Here is a 1127-nt window from a genome sequence, read left to right as displayed (position 1 = left end):
GTCAGCTCGGCAGCGAGCTTCCTGGTCGACTTGGTCGTCCACCGCAGCGGCGACATCGGATCTCCGCGCAAGTCCGGTTCGACCAGCGCCAGCAGTGCGGGCCGCAGCGCCGGGTCCACCTCGGCGGCCTTCTTGCGACCACCACCGGGGCGGCGGACCCGGCCCAGCGGTTCGGCGCCCGCTTCCAGTTCGTCGACTCCCTTACGGACGGTGGCTTCGCTGACCTCGGCCGCCTGCGCGACGGCCCGGATACCGCCGTGTCCCAGGATCCGGGCCTCGGCTCCCATCATCAGTCGGCGCTGCCGTTCGTCCAGGTGTGGGAACAACGCCTCGAACTTCACCACGAGTTGACCACGAATCTCATCGGGGATGCGCATACCACGCCAACGAACCGAATCACGGGAAGCAACATGTTGATTCTCTGCGAGCCCTTACGCCGTGTCCTATGTGGTGAGGCGGAGCTGTCGTGCTCGCAGTCGGCGTTGGAGATGTCCCCGGCGTGAGTGCCCAGGCCGCCCTGTCTGCCTGCCGCACCAAGGACACCTACCTTGCCGCTCGCTACCGCCGACTCGTCGGCCGCCGCGGACGCAATCGCGCCCTGGTCGCCCTGCGGCACTCTCTCCTGATCTCGATCTGGCACATGTTCACCCACCACACCGAGTAAACCGATCTCGGCGGCGACGGACGCACGAGACACATCGCAGTCGACATCAAGGGCCTGCCTGCGATAATCAGGTTGACCCGCGCAGACATGACCGACGGGGGCGCAGCCCGCAGGATGCTGTTTCGCCTGCGGCTCACCCACCCCCAGATCACTCAGGTTTGAGCCGACTTCGCATACGTCGGTCAGCTCGTCGACGGGACCGAAGACCGTCTCCACTGACTTTGAGGACCGTCATCCAGGCCCCAAGGACGCCAAGGGGCTCGTCGAAACCCCTGCTCAACGCTGCCTATCTCAGGCACCGTGTGTGTGCCGACACCGTGAACCGTGCAGGCTGTCGTGCGTGGACACAAAAGGGCCCCGGTGCATCCGGGCCCCTGATGGCCAGCCTGTTGTGGTGATCGTCTTCTCAAACCCTTCGCCACTTCGGGCTGGAACATCTGATGGGCCGTGCGCACGTCGTCGT

2 protein-coding genes are annotated in these 1127 nt (G+C 65.7%); one reads left to right on the top strand and one right to left on the bottom strand.

Translation table 11 applies throughout. The features are described from left to right. A partial coding sequence (locus ACWGI8_RS44490) for an ISAzo13-like element transposase-related protein (protein WP_453669356.1) occupies nt 1-377 on the bottom strand: 377 nt, incomplete at its 3' end. A gap of 122 nt (nt 378-499) precedes the next feature. On the opposite strand from ACWGI8_RS44490, the gene ACWGI8_RS44485 reads away from it, so the two are divergent. Beyond that, nucleotides 500-664 (top strand): hypothetical protein, encoded by a 165-nt coding sequence (locus tag ACWGI8_RS44485; protein ID WP_453669355.1) that lies wholly within the window; start codon nt 500-502, stop codon nt 662-664. Nucleotides 665-1127: the final 463 nt, after the last annotated feature.

The organism is Streptomyces sp. NPDC054841 (assembly GCF_053611045.1).
The sequence above is the reverse complement of the archived record's forward strand: the minus strand, read 5'-3'. Positions and strand labels throughout refer to the sequence as shown.